This window comes from Streptomyces sp. SDr-06, assembly GCF_003324565.1.
Taxonomy (GTDB): Bacteria; Actinomycetota; Actinomycetes; order Streptomycetales; family Streptomycetaceae; genus Streptomyces.
Genome location: NZ_QOLA01000030.1, coordinates 1 through 15,970, shown reverse-complemented (window position 1 = coordinate 15,970; position 15,970 = coordinate 1). Strand labels below are relative to the sequence as shown.

At 71.3% G+C, this 15,970-nt stretch carries 16 protein-coding genes; 8 read left to right on the top strand and 8 right to left on the bottom strand.

Annotated features, from left to right (window positions below; translation table 11 throughout):
• The first annotated feature begins 520 nt into the window (after positions 1–520).
• Positions 521–2,443 carry a PhoX family protein gene (locus DT019_RS35270; RefSeq protein ID WP_223279918.1) on the top strand — a complete coding sequence of 641 codons (1,923 nt, stop codon included), beginning with the start codon at positions 521–523 and terminating at the stop codon, positions 2,441–2,443.
• 79 nt (positions 2,444–2,522) lie between these two features.
• On the top strand, positions 2,523–4,367 hold the full coding sequence (locus tag DT019_RS35265; protein ID WP_114041080.1) for an N-acetylmuramoyl-L-alanine amidase: 1,845 nt from the start codon (positions 2,523–2,525) through the stop codon (positions 4,365–4,367).
• Between the two features lie 471 nt (positions 4,368–4,838).
• Here the strand turns inward: DT019_RS35265 and DT019_RS35260 are convergent, their stop codons facing one another.
• From DT019_RS35260 to DT019_RS35245, 4 genes are all read right to left on the bottom strand, one after another.
• On the bottom strand, positions 4,839–5,519 hold the full coding sequence (locus tag DT019_RS35260) for a hypothetical protein (protein WP_114041079.1): 681 nt from the start codon (positions 5,517–5,519) through the stop codon (positions 4,839–4,841).
• Between the two features lie 41 nt (positions 5,520–5,560).
• Positions 5,561–7,441: a hypothetical protein gene (locus DT019_RS35255; protein ID WP_114041078.1), complete on the bottom strand. Its 1,881-nt coding sequence runs from the start codon at positions 7,439–7,441 to the stop codon at positions 5,561–5,563.
• A gap of 68 nt (positions 7,442–7,509) precedes the next feature.
• Positions 7,510–7,728 (bottom strand): hypothetical protein, encoded by a 219-nt coding sequence (locus tag DT019_RS35250; protein ID WP_114041077.1) that lies wholly within the window; start codon positions 7,726–7,728, stop codon positions 7,510–7,512.
• A gap of 98 nt (positions 7,729–7,826) precedes the next feature.
• Positions 7,827–8,042 carry a hypothetical protein gene (locus tag DT019_RS35245; RefSeq protein ID WP_114041076.1) on the bottom strand — a complete coding sequence of 72 codons (216 nt, stop codon included), beginning with the start codon at positions 8,040–8,042 and terminating at the stop codon, positions 7,827–7,829.
• Positions 8,043–8,272: 230 nt separating this feature from the next.
• Between DT019_RS35245 and DT019_RS35240 the strand changes: the two genes are divergently transcribed.
• Positions 8,273–8,674, top strand: a complete 402-nt coding sequence (locus tag DT019_RS35240; protein WP_114041075.1) for a helix-turn-helix domain-containing protein — start codon at positions 8,273–8,275, stop codon at positions 8,672–8,674.
• A gap of 258 nt (positions 8,675–8,932) precedes the next feature.
• The gene (locus tag DT019_RS35235) at positions 8,933–9,193 is read left to right on the top strand and encodes a hypothetical protein (RefSeq protein WP_223279917.1); all 261 of its coding nucleotides are present in this window, start codon (positions 8,933–8,935) and stop codon (positions 9,191–9,193) included.
• Positions 9,194–9,362: 169 nt separating this feature from the next.
• Here the strand turns inward: DT019_RS35235 and DT019_RS35230 are convergent, their stop codons facing one another.
• Positions 9,363–10,418, bottom strand: a complete 1,056-nt coding sequence (locus tag DT019_RS35230) for a 1-acyl-sn-glycerol-3-phosphate acyltransferase (RefSeq protein ID WP_114041074.1) — start codon at positions 10,416–10,418, stop codon at positions 9,363–9,365.
• The gene (locus tag DT019_RS35225) at positions 10,415–11,317 is read right to left on the bottom strand and encodes a patatin-like phospholipase family protein (RefSeq protein WP_114041073.1); all 903 of its coding nucleotides are present in this window, start codon (positions 11,315–11,317) and stop codon (positions 10,415–10,417) included. The genes DT019_RS35230 and DT019_RS35225 overlap by 4 nt, the downstream gene beginning before the upstream one ends.
• 514 nt (positions 11,318–11,831) lie before the next feature.
• Between DT019_RS35225 and DT019_RS35220 the strand changes: the two genes are divergently transcribed.
• Positions 11,832–12,422, top strand: a complete 591-nt coding sequence (locus DT019_RS35220; RefSeq protein ID WP_114041072.1) for a hypothetical protein — start codon at positions 11,832–11,834, stop codon at positions 12,420–12,422.
• Between the two features lie 83 nt (positions 12,423–12,505).
• Positions 12,506–13,561, top strand: a complete 1,056-nt coding sequence (locus DT019_RS35215) for a LacI family DNA-binding transcriptional regulator (protein ID WP_114041124.1) — start codon at positions 12,506–12,508, stop codon at positions 13,559–13,561.
• A gap of 88 nt (positions 13,562–13,649) precedes the next feature.
• Here the strand turns inward: DT019_RS35215 and DT019_RS35210 are convergent, their stop codons facing one another.
• On the bottom strand, positions 13,650–14,144 hold the full coding sequence (locus DT019_RS35210; protein ID WP_114041071.1) for a GNAT family N-acetyltransferase: 495 nt from the start codon (positions 14,142–14,144) through the stop codon (positions 13,650–13,652).
• Positions 14,145–14,399: 255 nt separating this feature from the next.
• On the opposite strand from DT019_RS35210, the gene DT019_RS35205 reads away from it, so the two are divergent.
• Together DT019_RS35205 and mihF are read left to right on the top strand one after the other, a co-directional pair.
• Positions 14,400–15,209: a SigB/SigF/SigG family RNA polymerase sigma factor gene (locus DT019_RS35205; protein ID WP_114041070.1), complete on the top strand. Its 810-nt coding sequence runs from the start codon at positions 14,400–14,402 to the stop codon at positions 15,207–15,209.
• A gap of 176 nt (positions 15,210–15,385) precedes the next feature.
• Positions 15,386–15,706 carry an integration host factor, actinobacterial type gene (gene mihF, locus DT019_RS35200; protein WP_114041123.1) on the top strand — a complete coding sequence of 107 codons (321 nt, stop codon included), beginning with the start codon at positions 15,386–15,388 and terminating at the stop codon, positions 15,704–15,706.
• A 137-nt stretch (positions 15,707–15,843) separates the two neighbouring features.
• Here mihF and DT019_RS35195 read toward each other — a convergent pair.
• Positions 15,844–15,970: fasciclin domain-containing protein (locus tag DT019_RS35195; protein ID WP_189390217.1), on the bottom strand; the 127-nt coding region annotated here is incomplete at its 5' end.

The following is a 15,970-nucleotide window of genomic DNA, read 5'->3' as shown; positions in this document are numbered from 1 at the left end:
GTCGCCAGGTTCGGGGCCGGCTCGTGGTCCTGGCCCAGGCAGAACCGCTAGGCCGCGGCGGCTGTCGCCGAACAGCGTGCCGCCCGTGGCCCGGACCGCGGCGGCCGCCACCCATCCCCAGTTGCTCCGCCGCTCCCGCGCTGACCGCATGCCGCCTCCACGTGCTCTTCGGTGCTTCCGGAAACGCAGCTCGCCGTATTCCGGTTCCGCGATGCCCGTCGGCCCGGAGCCGATTCCCGTCCCCACCGTCCCACGTCGTCTCACAACGGGATTGGGGACGGTTGGGACGAGCTGAGGATGGCTGCCGGGGCCGGAATCGATCTAGGTTCAGGTCCGCGAGTCCCGCCGGCGATCCTGCGTTCCGGCGCGGCCGGCCGTGCCGTGCGCCTCCTGCACCGCGCGAGGCAGCGCACGCGGCCGGCCCTCCTCAGCCTGCACCCCGCTCCGGCGGGCCGACTTCCCCTGGGTGGCGACCATGCCAGATCATCACACTCCGCAACCGGAGGCAGCACCCCGCCGCATGTTCGACGACGTGGGGGCCGCCGGCCTGTCGCGTCGTCAGGCCCTGACCGGCGGCACCATCGCCCTCGCCGCGTTCCTCGGTCTCTCCACGTCCCCCGCCTCCGCCGCCTCCGCCGCCTCCGCCGCCTCCGCCGGGCGGCCGGGCACGGCCGGTGCGACGGCGCACCCGCTCGGCTTCACCGCCGTACCCGCGAGCAGCGCCGACACCGTCGCCGTGCCCGCCGGGTACTCCGTACAGGTGCTCGCGCCGTGGGGGCAGGCCGTGCGCGACGGCGGCCCGAAGTGGCGCGCCGACGGCGGCAACACCGCGGCGGAGCAGGCCGAGCAGGTCGGTTCCCACCACGCCGGCCTGCACTTCTTCCCGGGCACCGATGACTCCCGCGGCACCCTGGTGCTCACCCACGAGTACACCGACGCGGCCCTGCTGTACGGCCGCACCGGCGCGGCCACCAACGGACAGGTGAGCAAGGAGCAGGTCGCCAAGGCGCTCGCCGCGCACGGCGTCAGCGTGCTGGAGGTGCGCCGCACCGGCGGCACCTGGCAGCTCGCCGACTCCCCGCGCAACGTGCGCGTCACCGGGGCCACGCCCGTCGCCTTCTCCGGACCGGTGGACGCCAACCACCCGGCCCTGCGCACCAGCAAGCCCGCCGCGGGCACGCTCGGCACCGGCGCACACGGCGTGACCCCGTGGGGGACGTTCCTGGCCGGCGAGCGCAACACCGCCGGCTACTTCGGCACCGACAACAGGACATGGCGGCCGACCCGCGCCCAGAAGCGGGCCGGCCTCAGCGCCCGCGGCGACGGCTACGGCTGGCACCGCGCCGACGCACGCTTCGACCTCGCGGCGAACGGCAACGAGGCCAACCGCTTCGGCTGGGTGGTGGAGATCGACCCGGGCAACCCGCAGGCGGCGCCCGTGAAGCGCACCGCGCTGGGCCGCTTCCAGCACGTCGGGGCGAGCGTGACCGAATCCGCCGGCCGGGTCGTCGTCTACAGCGGCGACGACGAGAACGGCGGCTACCTCTACAAGTTCGTCGGTTCGGACAGCTGGTGGCGGCTGCGCTCCCAGGGCCGCAGCCCGCTGGACCACGGCACCCTGTACGTCGCCAAGTTCGAGGACGACGGCACCGGCCGCTGGCTGCCGCTCACCCACGGCCAGGGCCCGCTGACCGTCGCCAACGGCTGGGCCGACCAGGCCGACGTGCTGCTGCGGGCCCGGCAGGCGGCGGACTCGCTCGGAGCCACCCCGCTGGACCGGCCCCAGCAGACCTCGGTCGGCCCGGACGGGACGGCCTTCTGCGCGCTCGCGAACAGCCCGGGCCTCGGCCACTGCGCCGCCGGCCCGAACGCCCACCGGGCCGCGGTCAGGCCGCGCGCCGAGAACCCGTACGGCCACATCGTCCGCTGGCGCGAGGACGCGACGGCCGACCAGGGCGATGGCCGGGCGACCGGCTTCCACTGGCAGGTCTTCGTGCTCGCCGGCGACCCGGCCCACGACCGCCAGGTCCACCTGGACGCCGCCGGCATGTTCGCCTCGCCGAAGAACCTGTGGACCGACGCCGACGGCCGGCTGTGGATCGGGACCGGCATCCCGGCCTACGACCAGAATCGGGCGGAGACTGGCCACGAGCACCTGGGCAACAACGCGATGCTGGCCGCCGACCCCGCCACCGGCGAGGTCCGCCGCTTCCTGACCGGCCCGCGCGGCGCCGAGATCGCCGGCGTGGTCACCACTCCGGACCGCCGCACCATGTTCGTCAACGTCCAGCACCCGGGCGAGCACACCCTCGCCTGGGGCACGCCCACCCAGGACGATCCCCGCGTGGTCGGCAACTGGCCGGACCACGACCCCTCCGGGCGGCCGCGCTCGGCCGTGCTCGTGATCCGGCGGACGGACGGGGGCGTCATCGGGGCCGCGTAGCGCGCCCGACACCCCGCCTCACCCAACGCCCGCCCCTCCTGTCCTGTCAGCAAGCTCAGCACGACTTCCGGAGAACCAGATGGTCACCATCATCTCGCGCAGTGAATGGGGCGCCCAGCCGCCCAAGACGACCGACTTCGGCTCCTTCACCCCGTGGGTCGGCGGCATCGTCATCCACCATGAGGGCGGCGGGCACAAGTCCGTCGATCCCCACAGCCAGTGCGCCGCACTGGTCCGGAAGATCCAGGACCAGTCGATGCACCACGACCTCCGCCAGGACGCCGCGGAGTGGTTCGACAATGGGGAGCCCGAGTACGACGACATCCCGTACAACTTCCTGGTCTGCAAGCACGGTGCCATCTACGAGGGGCGCGGACTCAACTATCGGTCCGCCGCGAACAGCAAGGAGACGCCCGGGGCCAACGCCAACTACTACGCCGTGATGGGCCTGATGGGCGCCGACGACGACGTGACCCCAGAGATGGTCGCGGGCATCAGGGCTCTCTGCGGCTACCTGCAGGACGAGAAGGACGCGGGCCTCCAGATCCTCGGGCACACGGACGTCCGCACGGTGACCCACACGGACTGCCCGGGGAAGCTCTACCCGTACGTCAAGAACAACTCCTTCGTCATGCCCGGCGCGGGCACCGGCGGCGGCCCCGACTCCGACACGCTGCACATCTACCCCCGCGCCCAGTGGGGTGCCCGCCCGGCGAAGGACATCACGCCGGTGGCCATCGGCGCCCGCACCGGGTTCACCGTGCACTACTCGGACGGGCCGACCACCCAGACGCTCCGGTCGATCCAGAACTACCACATGGACTCCAACGGCTGGTCCGACATCGGCTACAACTTCCTGGTCGACACCAGCGGCCGGATCTTCGAGGGCCGCGGCTGGTATCTCCAGGGCGCACACGCCTACGGGGCCAACACCACCCACATCGGCGTCTGCTTCATCGGCGAGAGCGGCGACGCCACCGACATCGCCCTGTCCGCGATCCGCTCGATGTACGAGAAGGCCTGCGACATGGCCGGCCACGTCCTCACCAAGACCTACCACGGCATGCTCCCCGGCAACTCCACCGACTGCCCGGGGGCGCAGCTGCGCGCCTGGGTCCAAACCGGCATGCCGGCGCAGGTCCGCCCGATCGACTGGGCGGGCAGCGACTACACCCCACCGCCCACCGACTCCAGCGGCGCGAACGGCGGCGGCATGACCCAGGTGCGGTCGGTCTCCGCCCAGCAGAAGGCGGTCAACGACCTGGGCTACAGCCCGGCGCTGGCCGTCGACGGCGCCTGGGGCCCACTGACCGCCGCCGGCGTGCGCTGGCTCCAGGGCAAGGTCGGCGTCACCGCCGACGGCCTGTGGGGGCCCGGCACCGAGTCGGCGTTCAAGGCCTTTGGGGGCGGCTCCTCCAGCGGCGGCCCCATGACGTCCGTGCGCTCGATAGCGCGCCAGCAGCAGGCCGTCAACGACCTGGGCTACAGCCCGGCCCTGGCCGTCGACGGCGCCTGGGGCCCACTGACCGCCGCCGGCGTGCGCTGGCTCCAAGGCAAGGTCGGCACCAACGCCGACGGCCAGTGGGGCCCGGCCACCGAGTCCGCGTACTTCGCGTACATCGACGACGGCGCCGGCCTCACCGTCGACGGCCAGTTCGGCACCCTGACCATCATGGCCGTCCAGCGGGTCTGCGGCTCCACCCCGGACGGCCAGTGGGGGCCCGACTCCAAGCGTTCGCTGCAGCACCACCTCAACGTGTGGGGCAACGCCGGACTCGTTGAGGACGGCGACCCCGGCCCCGCCACCTACAAGGCGCTGCAGACCTTCCTCAACGCCAGGGGCGCCGGCCTCACCGTCGACGGCCAGTGGGGCCCGGCCACCATCTCGGCTCTGCAGAACGCCCTGAACCAGGGCAGGTTCTGACCATCGGCCCGTACCGGAGGCGCCGGGTGATCCGCTGCGGATCACCCGGCGCCTCCCGTTCTGCTCTGGCAGACATGCCCAGGGTCCACCCGTCTCCACGAAGGAAGATCCGTAGGCAGGGCCCGCCCCTTCGCGCCGTTGTCGACGATGTGGCGGATGTCGTCGACGATCTCTCGCCGCGGCTATTTTTCCGGATGCCCACAGGTCTTGGTCTGGAAGGCCGGGACGGGAAGCAGGGGTTCGAGAAGGGCCCATTCGGCCACCGAGGTGTCGGACGGGTAGCGGCGGCGACGGGAGGCAGCGGGCATCGCGGGCTCGGCGGGATGATCGGCAGCGGGGGCTATGGGGAGAGCTGGGCGAGGGTGGTGCGCACCCCGGTGAGCGGGGCGGACCTATCGCAGCCTCCCCTACTGCGGATCCTCGGGCCCCCGGCGGTGGTGGCCGCGGCCAGGATGGGCGACTGACTGCCCTTCAGTGCGCGGGCCAGCCGTCCAGGTGGCGGTGCATCGTGACGACGGGCTGGGCGCCGGCCTGCGGCGCGGTGGCCGCGGCGTTGTGCAGGACGCCTGTCACCTCGGCCGCCAAGGCGTCCACCTGCCTTTTGAGGTCGGCCGCGGGGACGGTCGACCGGGTGAGCGCGTCGAGGCGCTGGTGGATCAGGGTGAGCCGGCGCTGGGCGTTCTGGTCGAGAGTGAACGGCTTCGAGGTGGAGACGATGAACTGGTAGGCCCCGGCGAGGGTTTGACAGCCGGTACAGGACTGGTTCGCGGCGTCGCTGACGTTGACGGCGTTCAGGTGGGTGCGGACGTTGGCCATCGTGACGATCTGGAAGGACAGGGCCACCGACCGGCAGTGGGCGTCGGCGGAGCAGCCCACGGACACGGCGTTGGCCTGGTTGCGTACGTCGGCGCTCTTCACCGAGCCGAACTGCTGCACCGTAAAGGTGTCCTTGACCTGGGTGTGGTGCAGGGGGTCGGCATGGGTGAAGGTGTGATCCTGGGCGATCGCCACCCCGCTCGCCGTCGCATGGGTGCTGGCCTGGGCGGGGGCGGCGGTCGCGACGCTCGCCACGCCGGCGGCGAACAGCCCGAGGCGTACGGAGCGGCGGGTGAGCAGGCTCGGGGTGGAAGGCGGCTTCTGATGGCGGCGCATGGAGGTCTCCTGAGGTGGTCGGCCCCGCGGCACACGGTCTTTCACGTCGCGGCCGGGCTCGGGGCGGGCGTCGGGCTGGCGGTGGGGGGTGGGCTCTGTGGCGGGGGCGTGGAAGTCGGCGTGGGAGGGGGAGGCGATGCGGGTCGTCCGGAGGGTGTCGCCGAGGCCCGGGGCTTGGTCGGTCCGGCGACGGCCGGGGGCTTGGAGGGAGTGGTGTGAGGTGTCGGTGACACCTGCGAGGTCGCGCTGGGGCTCGCCGGAGCACTGGATCGGGGCCCCGCCGAGGGTGAGCCGGTCCTGAGCGACGGTGTGACGGGAGTGGGTGGGGCGGTGGGGTGCCGTCGCCGCGCGGGGGTGTGGCGGAGCGGTGGCCGCGACGTCGGGACACCGGGTTGCAGGACGGGTGCGATCGGCGGCTGTTTGGGCAGTGGCTTCGGTGTCATGCCTGACACCCATGCGTAGCTGAGGCCGGTCAGCGCGGCGAGGGACAGCGCGCAGAGCGCGATCCTGAGCCGGGGTTTGTGAGCGGTGGATTGCGCGGCCGCCCGGATCAGACGGCCGGCAAGCTTCACCGACAGGTAGGTTACCCCGGCCATCGGGCACAGCAGCATCACCGAGCCGATCACGCCGACCAGTCCCGAGGCGAGGTGTCCGGTCGTGAACGCGGCTGCGGTGCCCCCCAGTTGTTCCGTCAGCGACCGGGTCATCGTGGTGAGGATGCGGGGCAGGTTCCACAGGCCGTACCCGAGCTCACCCGCGAGCAGGGGCACCATCGTCAGGACCCAGGTGGCGACGATGACGCGGGCGGATCGTTTGAGGCCCGCGACTTCCCTGCGGGCCGCACGCCCGCGGCGTCCTGGCACCAGGCTCAGCAGGATGGGGCGGACCTTGCCGTACAGGTCCGGGATCCCGGCGAGGTCGCCCAGGATGTAGTAGCCGTCGAGGCGGACGGCCGGCATGAGTTGTTCCAGGACCTCGAAGTGCCCCAGATACACGGCGGACAGGAAGAACACCTGCCCGGTGGCGAAGTAGGCGCCGGCCATCCCCAGCATGAAGACGACGTTGAAATACACGCCGCCGAAGTCGGTGCGCAGCCTGCCGGCCCGCCCGATCCGGTAGACGTCGGTGACGTCGGTGTAGAGGGAGGGCCAGATGAGGAAGAGCCCGCAGCCGATGCATCCTGGCCGGGCGCCCCCGTACTTGCAGGCCGAGGCGTGGCCGAACTCGTGGAAGACGAGCGAGGCCACGGTCAGGGCGAAGACCACCAGGATCAGGACCGGCTGGTCCAGCACTTCCAGGACGGGTTCGACCGCCCCGAAGAAGGCGAAGAACCAGACGTCCATGGCCACGGCGGCGGCCAGCACGAGGGCGACCGCGGTGGGTGAGTGCAGCCAGGCGAGGCTGCGGGCGATCCTGGCCACCCGCTGTTCGCCGAACAGCACCCGGTGGCCCTTGAGGGCGAGCAGGAGATCCGATCGCGGCGCGGAGACCTCCTCGTCGGCCACGCCCTCCGGCACGGTCACGCCGAGGGGCGTCAGCTTCTCCTCGATCAGATAGCGGACGTTGTCCGTGCTGACCTCGCGGCCGTACCGGGCGCTGACGCGGTGGGCGACGGTCTCCAGGTCGCGGACGCCGTCGACCGATTGGGCCACCAGGTACAGCAGCCGGGACAGCTGGACGACCTGCCCGTCCCCCCGCCGGGCGATGTACTTGGGCTCGGTGAAGCCCGAACCCTGGTATTCGCCGTGCAGTTGGAGGCCGACACTCAGCCGGGGCACGGGCGGCCGCTCGGGTCTCGCGGCCCCGGCGGCCGCCCGGCTCTCCGCCGGGGGGCGTTCGTACACCACCGGGAGTCCCCCCGGCCCGGGCAGCGGTGGACCGCCGCCATGCCGTGCTGTGGTCCCGTCTCCGAGCAGCGACATGTGTTCGTACTCCCCCCGGCGCGAACCGCGCGTTCCGCTCGCGCGGCCCGTCGCGGGTGGTGCGCGTGCTACTGAGAAATGTGGATGGCCTGGGTGCCCTCGGAGGACGCGACCGACCACAGGGAGTGGTCGTTGAGCGCGGCCGACTCGTTGTGCGCGGTCACGTTCGCGACGTGCTTGGTCACGGTGGTGCTCCGGCCGAAGCTGAACTTCAGACGTCCCAGTGCCTCGCGGCCGGGCAGCAGTTCCGCGCTCTCGGCGTCCAGCTCGTGGTTGTCGATACTCATGGCATGTCCTTTCCGACGGTGGTTCGTTGTAGGGGGCAGTGCGCGCCGGGCACTGGGGTATGCCCGGCGCGGTCGTGCAAGGTACGGCGGCGCAGGTGCTACTGGGTGATGGTGATCTGCTGAGCGGCGCTGGACTCCGCGGCCGACCACAGGGAGTGGTCGTTGAGCGCGGCCGACTCGTTGTGCGCGGCGACGTTCGCGACGTGCTTGGTCACGGTGGTGCTCCGGCCGAAGCTGAACTTCAGACGACCGAGCGCCTCGCGGCCGGGCAGCAGTTCCGCGGACTCCGCGTTGAGCTCGTGGGCTTCCATCATGGTGAATCCCCCCTCAGGGATGGTGGGTTGCGGTCCGGTGCAGGCAGATCCCCTGCCAGCGATGTCCAAACCGATTGGACGTGCTGTCCAACGAGATTGGACAGTAGTGTCCGTCAGGGCCGCCGCGCAAGCGATTCCGGAAGACACCCTCAGAGGCGCGGCGACGCCGCCCGTAGAATCGGTCCGACGCGGAAGGTTTCCGCCCAACGGCGAGCAGGAAGCGACCATCAGTGGCCAACGCACTGCAACAGATCATCCGAGAGTGCCTCGACCGTGAAGGTTGGTCCTACGGCGAAGTGGCACGTCGCGGCGGTCTTCCCCGCTCCACCGTCCACCACCTCGCGACGGCTGACCGCGTCGTGCGCATGCCCCAGCCGGCCACCCTGGAAAATCTCGCCAAGGGCCTCGGACTCCCCCTCGACACCGTGCGCCGAGCCGCAGCCGAAGCCTGCGGTATCCACATCTACGCGGCGGACTCTGCGGCCACCGACGCGGCCCGAGCCGAAACACCGGATGCCGACCCCGAGGTGGAGGTGCTCATCGCCAGCCTCCAACGCCTCTCCCCCGACGACCGACGCCACGTGGCGGCCCTCGTCGAATCCCTTCTTGACCGCTCACCGTCTCAGGAGTAGACCGCGCACCACGGGGCGGGGCCCTCTCGCCCCAACTCGCGCCCCATGCTGCTCACTTGAGGCGCCCCGGCAGAGCCCCGCGGGGCTCGTCGGGGTGAGGGCATTCCGGCGTAGACGCCCGGGGCCACCCGCGCGGTTGCCGGTCCACACAATCTCGGAGAAAGAATCCACTCGGCCCGAAACAGGCCGCATCCGCCGCTAGTGTCTCCTTCTGCTCGGGGCACGTGAGCCGCACGCCCCAGACTTCCTGGGGGACATGTGCTGTTCGTGCACGGCGGGCCCACCACCGCAGTGGTCAGGGGGCGCACCGGAGAGTGGGTCGTCCTGCTCTCCGGCGAGCTGCCCCCGGTCCTGACCGAACCGGCGATCGCGGAGCTCATCGACCTCGCGGCCGCAGTCCTCGACGGGGAGGAACTGGCGCTCTTCCGCCGCTGCCTGGACGCCCTGCGCCACGGCGCGGCCGGCACTCCACGCTGCGTCGTGATCGACGGCGCGATCCTGACCGTCTACGACTCCTGAGGCCCGCGGGCCTGCGGTACGAGCCCGACGGCGGATACGGACGGATGCCGCGATCCGGCGGGCCTCGCATGCGGTGCGCGCCGGAACCCGCTCCCCAGCCTCCAGCGCTCCGGAACCGCCCACGTTCTCGGGAGTGGTCCGCGACTCGCTGCCCGCCACCGGGGACCGGTCAGGTAGCGGCGGGCGGTGTCTCGGCAGGGCGGCCCCGCTCCCCGGCGATCCAGGCATCCACGCGTGACCACTGGTCGGTCAGCCAGGCCTCGCGGGCCTGCTCTGCGGCCGGTATCGCGTGGCTGGGTACGGTCCACCAGGTGGCGCGTACCGCCGTGCGCAGGGGGACCGACTGCCACAACCGGGACGGCGAGTCGATGCGGTCGAGCCCGGTGTGCGCGACGAAGACGACGGCCGCTCCGGCGTCACCCGCTCCGGACAGCGCCGCGAGCGATCCCTCCATGCGAGGCGGCAGGACATGGCGCTGCCGCCGGGCGCGAGCCGCTCGCCAGGTCTGGCCGGTGCGGTTGAGCCAGCCGATGGCCCGACGCCTGCGCCGTTCGGTGAAGTTGCCGCCCTCAGGGAAGACCACCAGCGCATCCCCCGGGCGCAGGGCGGCCGCCAACGAGCCGATCGCCCCCGAAGTTCCCGCTTCGCCCCGGCGCGGGACGAAGCAGTGCGGAAGACGGCTGAGCAGGAGGTCCATGCACGGGTCCCAGCGGAGGAACTGCTTGAGGACGACCTGGGGGCGCAGTCCCGCGCCGCAGACGAGGGCGTGGACCAGCAGAATCGAGTCCCCGGGACCAGCGTGGCGGGCGAAGACCACCACGCCGTCGCAGGGCGGGTGCGTCCGCTGCGGAATCGGCGGGCCCACCTCCACCCGCAGCGCGAAGATGCGTCCCGCGCAGGCGACCAGGAAGGCCAACAGCCGTGCAAGCACCTGGTAGTTGAGCGTCATCGACCGCTCCTCGCGCTCCGCGCCGCTGCCCAGGCAGCGCAGATACACGACACCCGCCGCCACCACACCGGCAAGGTCGACGACGAGATACACCAGGGCGTAGAGCGCCAGCCGTTGCATCGGCCAGGCCCGCCCAGACCGTCCGGCGAGCAGCGACAGCGGAGCGAGCGCCACCGTCACGACCAACAGGGACGCGGCGACGGGAATCAGCGCGAGGAGTGCGGGGATGCTGACGCATCGTCTGGCCACGTCCCGTGCAGCGAGCGCCCGGCTCATGGAGCTTCGTCCGTGCGGGGCTTGCCCGCCGCCTCCAGGTAGGCGGCCGACGCCTCGTACGCCAGCTCCATCCGTCGCCCGGAGAGGCCGAAATCGCGGTGGCGGAACTTACGGCCCGCGATGTCCTCCCCCTTGCCGGACGCCGCTCCGGTGGGCAGCACGTGCACCTCGACGCCGGGGGGCAGGTCGGCCATGTCCCGGGTGAAGCGGTGGCGGCGCGCGATCTCGAAAGCCACGGCGGCCACCTCCCACGGCGCGCGGGGCACGTGCAGCGGCCGCTCGACGCGGCCGACCTGCAGCACATAGACCGTGCGGGCCCCGGCGGCCACCGCCCGGCCCACGGGAATGCTGTTGATCAGTCCACCGTCGAAGAAGTGCTCGCCGTCGACCTCCATCGGCGGCAGCAGTCCGGGCACCGCACACGAGGCCATCACCGCCGGGACCAGGGGACCCTGGGTGAACCAGTGCTCGGCCGCGCCCTCGATGCTCGCCGCGACACACTGGAAGGGCACCGGCAGATCCTCGATGCGCCGTGCCGGGAGCCAGGTCTCCAGGAGTTCGCGCAGCGGAGCCGAGGAGTAGACATGGGTGCGGTTGCGGGCGGCCAGCCGCAGGCGCTGGAGCACCGACCCGGAGAAGACGCCCGAGCGGCCCAGGTTCCCCCACAGCCCGCCCAGCTGTTCAACGGTCCGCTTGGTGGGCTCGGCCGCGATCGCCGCGCCGTTGATCGCACCGACCGACGTCCCGACCACCAGGTCCGGGCAGATTCCGGCCTCGATCAGCGCCCTGAGCATCCCCACCTCATAAGCCCCGAGCGCCCCGCCTCCACCCAGGACGAACGCACAGCGGTAGTCCGTCCCCGGCCCCCCGGGCCGCGGTGTCACGGCAATGTCACCCATACCCAGCGCTTGCCCCGCCCCGGCGAGCCCAATCCGCACCCCGTTCCCACCTGGCAGTCCCGCCCGACGACCATCCGACAGCGGCCGCGCCCCGCGCCGAGGCACGCACCCGAACCGGCCGCTTCCGCCGCGACCCTCGCTGCCGCGACCGACACGGCCGCCCATGCGCGGCGTCGCGGCGAGAAAGCGACCGTCCTGATGATCGTCACTGGGGCCGGTGCGGTGGCGAGCGCGCCTCTCCTCCGACATCCACCGGGGCAGCCCAGACACCAGGGCCCGCTTGCGCGGGAGACAGCCTTGACACAGCCCGACAGGCCCATCGCGCGGGCAACGCACGTGCACCTCCGCGACGTTGCGCGCAGGCCCACCCAAACCTTTGGCCAACTCATTGACCCAAACCTTTGGGTCGGGCATTCTCATCTCCGCGAAGGGAGTGTCGATGACTCAAGAAACCAGACCGGAACTGGTACTGCGCCCTGTGCCGTTACGTCAACTGCCCACCTTTCGGAGGCTGTTGATCGCTGCCCCGATCATCAGCCTGATCCTGCTGGGCGGTGCGATCAGGGTGATCGCGCGATCCGCCCGGTTCGGCATCGGGGCAGCCGGGGGCATCCTCATCGTGGTGCTGCTGTGTGCATCCGTCGCCCTCGGGCTGGGCCTGTACAGCTGGCAGCGCTCACGCCGCCAACAGGTGCGCCATGCGAACGGCCGACTGACCGTGATCGACCGCCGGGGCCGGAGCAGCTCGGTCGAACCGACCGCCGCCACCGCCCATCCCGTGCGCGGGTCCAAGGGCGAGTCCGTACTCCTCGTGGTGTCGGGCACAGCAGGAGAGACACCGCTGCTGCTGCGGGCGGAACACTGGGACTGGCAGTACGTCGACAAGCAGGTGTTCCGGCCCGCGGGCTTCACCATCGCCGTGGCATCGGAGAGCGAGAGCACACCACGCGCCCTGCGCACGGCCTACCCGGACCTCCGGCTGCCGTTTTCCGTCGCCCGGCCCTATCTGACGGCGGCCCTGATCACCGTAGGAATCCTCGTCCTGATCACGGTCGTGGTCGGCCTCGTGACCCTCCCCTACCTGACGGCGAGCACCGGCTCGTAGAGCTCAACCGGCCGAAGCCGCCCCGCGTCCACGTCGGAGAGAATGGGGGAAAGGGACATGCGGGCGGGGAAAAGGGCGTGGGCATGGCGGGCAAGAATCGACCGGCGACACTGCAGGGAATCGCCGAGCAGTTGGGGCTGCACGTCTCGACGGTGTCGCGGGTCCTCAACGGGCCGGCCGGGGAGCGCGGCCGCGCCGCCTCGGGGAAAACCGCCGACCGCATCCGCAAGCTCGCCCACGAACTCGGCTACCAGCCCAACCCGCACGCCACCAGCCTGCGCACCCATCGCAGCAACCTGATCGGCGTGCTGTTCCCGCGGCTTGCCGAGATCGTCGTGGCGACCATTTACGAGGGTGTGGAGGAGGAGGCGGCCCGGCACGGACTCTCCACCTTCGTCGCCAACACCCGCGACGACCCGGCGGTGCAGCGCGAACGCCTCGCCATGGTCCTGGGCCGACGCGTCGACGGGGTGATCATCGGAGATGCACACCTGGACGGCGCCGCGCTGGCCGACCCGGCCCTGCGCGCCGTCCCTTTCGTCCTGGTCAACCGGCACGCCCCGAACGCCCAGGACGCCGCAGGACTGATCACCGTGACCTGCGACGACCACCTCGGCGGCCGCCTGATGGCCGAGCACCTGCTGTCGCTGGGCCATCGCGACGTCGCGGTCATCGCCGGAGAGCCGTTCGCGAGCACCGGAGCCGACCGCACCGCCGGCTTCCTGGAGCGCTACCGCGAGGCCGGTCTTCCCCTGCCCGCGCACCGGGTCCGCCACTGTCACTTCGACACGCGAGGCGGGCGCGCGGCCGCGACCGAACTGCTGCACCCCCTGGACCGTCCCACCGCGCTCTTCGCCGTCAACGACTTCGCCGCCATCGGCGCGATGGGCGCGGCCCGGGACATGGGCCTGCGGATCGGGCAGGACGTGGCTCTCGGGGGCTTCAACGACACCCCGCTCGCCGCCGAGCTGCCGATTCCTCTCACCAGCGTCCACTCCCCCATGGCCGAGCAGGGAAAGCACGCGGTCCAGCAGCTGGTCCGCTTGATCGCCCGTAAGCCCGCCGCCTCCCAGCGCCTGCGACCGGTACTCACCCCCCGCGCCTCCACCGGACGACCCGTCGGACCTGACCTCACCTGAACGCCCGCAGATGTCGAAAGGCACCGGGGAGGAGTAGAGCGCGCGAACAACTTCTGCCGCCTCAGGCACATCACCCTCGGCTCGGGCGTCAGCCGACGCTGGGAACGTCCTGTTCCTTGCTCAGCAGGATCCCGCGCGGTCCGAAACCGGATGCCGAGTAGAAGTCGACGGCGTCCTTGTTCGGAGCGAAGATTCCGGCGTAGAGGACCGAGACACCCCGCTCCACGGCGGCTCGCTCCGCCGCCGCGACCAAAGCCGCCCCCACACCGCGGCCACGATGTCCGTCCAAGACCACGGTGTGGATCTCCGCCCCGCGACGAGGCACCAGGATCTGATGATCCGGGGGCTCTGCCAGCAGAACCAGCTCCGCCATCCCCACCACCTCGCCCTCCACCTCCGCGACCGAGATCAACACCTTGGATCCGCCTGCGAAGACCTCCTCAAAGTGTCTCCGCACCGCTTCACCATCGGGAACCCGGTAGATGTCCGGTGCGAGCTGGATGTGCCGTTCGGCATTCACCGCGCGCAGACGGCACAGAGCGGGCACATCCCCGCGTTCAGCGGGCCGAACCAAGATCGACATGTGCAGAGCCTCCCACCGCCCCGCCCGGGTAACAAGGCATGCCCCAACTCTCGCGGAAGCGAACGTTTCCTGACGCGGAACTCACCCCGTTTGCGGGGTGGACGTCGGGGCAGGCGGACGTCGTGCTTCGGACCGGAGGCACGCTCCGCAGGACCCGTATGTCCTGGGCGCGCTCCCCTTCGGACCTGCCCTGCGCGTATACGGGTTCGGCGGCGTCACTCAGCCATCCCGACGACATGCCAGGAGAGCAGCGCCATGACGATCACCGCCATCAGCCGTCACCGCAGCCATGACGACGCCCCCGACACCGCCGCTGCCTTCGCCCACCTCAACACCCTCGACGAAGGTCCCGAGCGGGACGCGCTGCGCGAGAGCCTGGTGGCCCAATGGCTCCCCATGGCCAGGCGCCTGGCCGGCAAGTACCGCAACCGCGGTGCCGACCTCGAAGACCTCTACCAGGTCGCCGCGATGGGGCTCGTCAAGGCCGTCGACCGCTACGAAGCCGCCCGCGGCGCCTTCGAGGCCTACGCCGTCCCCACCATCACCGGCGAAATCAAGCGCCACTTCCGGGACTCGCTGTGGTCCGTCCACGTCCCGCGCCGGGTCCAGGAGCTCCGCAACAAGGTCCGCGTCGCCCGCAGCGAACTCCAGACGAGGCAGCCCGGAGAGCCGACCATTGCCGAACTCGCCGCCCACACCGGCCTCCAGGAAGACGAGGTCCGCGACGGACTCGAAGCCCTCCAGACCTTCAAGACCCTCTCCCTCGACGCGGAAACCACCGGGGCCGGCGCCGAGGACGGCGACGGCACGGCGCTGGCCGACAGCCTCGGTATCACCGAATCCGGCTTCGACACCGTCATCGACCGCGAAGCCGTCAAACCCGCCCTGCGCGCCCTCCCGGAGCGCGAGTCGAAGATCCTTTACATGCGGTTCTTCCAGGACAAGACGCAGAACCAGATCGCCGACGAACTCGGCATCTCCCAGATGCATGTCTCCCGCCTCATCGCCCGCACTTGCGCCCGGATACGCCGCCAGGCCCTCGCCGAGCATCAGATCGCCGCGTGACCCATGGCCCACACGGGCCTTTCACCGTGGCCCGGCTTGACGCTGCCGCCACCACGATCCGGTGACCGTTTCCCCCACGGCCAACCGGCCATCTGCTCGGCATGGAGATACCGGTGGCCGCCCCGGCCCGGGACCTCATGACGACCGCCCGCATGCACGACGAGAGGATCACCCCCATGGGCAGCATGCCCCCGCTCAGCCCCGAACAGCGCCAGGCCGCACTGGACAAGGCAGCCGCCGCACGTACGGAGCGCGCCAACGTCAAGAGTGCGCTCAAGCGCGGCACCCTTTCGCTGCACGACATCTTCGCCAGCACCTCCGAAGCAGTGCGCAAGATGCCCGTCCGCGCGCTGCTCGAATCGCTCCCCGACATCGGGAAGGTCCGCGCCCAGAAGATCCTCACCGAGATGGACATCGCCGAAAACCGCCGCGTACGCGGCCTCGGCACCCTGCAGAAGCAACGCCTCCTGGAGCTCCTCACGCCCCGGACCGGCTGAGCGATGCCGAAGTGATGCGATCACCTGGGGCCTCCTACGGTTTTGAGGGGTGAGCGGGAGTGCGTGGGCCCCGGGCTGCAAGGGCCCACGCGCTCCCGTCCACGGTTGGTCACCGGCGGGGTGACCGTGCGTCCCGGCTACTTGGGCATGAGGACCGTGTCGATGATGTAGACGGTGGCGTTGGCGGTGGGGACGTTGCCGCAGACCACGTTCGCACTGTCGTTGACCTTGTAGGAGGTGCCCGAACCGGACGTGGTGAGCTTG

Bases quoted from the DNA above. Each gene is read 5' to 3' on its own strand.
- DT019_RS35270 (WP_223279918.1), top strand. From the start codon at position 521: ATGTTCGACGACGTGGGGGCCGCCGGCCTGTCGCGTCGTCAGGCCCTG.
- DT019_RS35230 (WP_114041074.1), bottom strand. From the start codon at position 10,418: ATGAGCCGGGCGCTCGCTGCACGGGACGTGGCCAGACGATGCGTCAGC.
- DT019_RS35265 (WP_114041080.1), top strand. From the start codon at position 2,523: ATGGTCACCATCATCTCGCGCAGTGAATGGGGCGCCCAGCCGCCCAAG.
- DT019_RS35215 (WP_114041124.1), top strand. From the start codon at position 12,506: ATGGCGGGCAAGAATCGACCGGCGACACTGCAGGGAATCGCCGAGCAG.
- DT019_RS35245 (WP_114041076.1), bottom strand. From the start codon at position 8,042: ATGATGGAAGCCCACGAGCTCAACGCGGAGTCCGCGGAACTGCTGCCC.
- DT019_RS35210 (WP_114041071.1), bottom strand. From the start codon at position 14,144: ATGTCGATCTTGGTTCGGCCCGCTGAACGCGGGGATGTGCCCGCTCTG.
- DT019_RS35260 (WP_114041079.1), bottom strand. From the start codon at position 5,519: ATGCGCCGCCATCAGAAGCCGCCTTCCACCCCGAGCCTGCTCACCCGC.
- DT019_RS35255 (WP_114041078.1), bottom strand. From the start codon at position 7,441: ATGTCGCTGCTCGGAGACGGGACCACAGCACGGCATGGCGGCGGTCCA.
- DT019_RS35250 (WP_114041077.1), bottom strand. From the start codon at position 7,728: ATGAGTATCGACAACCACGAGCTGGACGCCGAGAGCGCGGAACTGCTG.
- mihF (WP_114041123.1), top strand. From the start codon at position 15,386: ATGGGCAGCATGCCCCCGCTCAGCCCCGAACAGCGCCAGGCCGCACTG.
- DT019_RS35225 (WP_114041073.1), bottom strand. From the start codon at position 11,317: ATGGGTGACATTGCCGTGACACCGCGGCCCGGGGGGCCGGGGACGGAC.
- DT019_RS35205 (WP_114041070.1), top strand. From the start codon at position 14,400: ATGACGATCACCGCCATCAGCCGTCACCGCAGCCATGACGACGCCCCC.